Raw genomic sequence first — 359 nt, forward strand, 5'->3', positions numbered from 1 at the left:
CCCCGGTTGATGTGGTAGAGGAAGGCAGAAAGGTCGCCGGTAAGCACGGCATGATGGCCGAGATCGGATTGAAACATCAGGTTGATGCCTGGTATGCAGATATGGACGAAACACGGCTCGCAACCGATTGGAACACCGCCGTCATTACGCCTCACTGCTTGCTGCTTTCCTATCTGGATGTGCTTCAAAAGAACAAAGTTCCCTTTGATGAAGGTGTGCAGCTCGCTGCCGAATGGGTGAAGCAACTTGGCGGGGAATTTGCGTGAAGACACTGAGGAAGCGCCGGAAGCTGAGGCTACAGTGCTTTCCCTGGGGAGAGCCACGGCTCATTGCTTTAAACCCTATCCGGACACAAAAAA

At 53.2% G+C, this 359-nt stretch carries 1 pseudogene; it reads left to right on the top strand.

Annotated features, from left to right (window positions below):
- A pseudogene (locus BHE89_RS22445) lies at positions 1-266 on the top strand (hypothetical protein); the annotation flags it as partial.
- Between the last annotated feature and the right edge of the window lie 93 nt (positions 267-359).

Source organism: Shigella sp. FC1967 (assembly GCF_001743005.1).
GTDB lineage: Bacteria > Pseudomonadota > Gammaproteobacteria > Enterobacterales > Enterobacteriaceae > Proteus.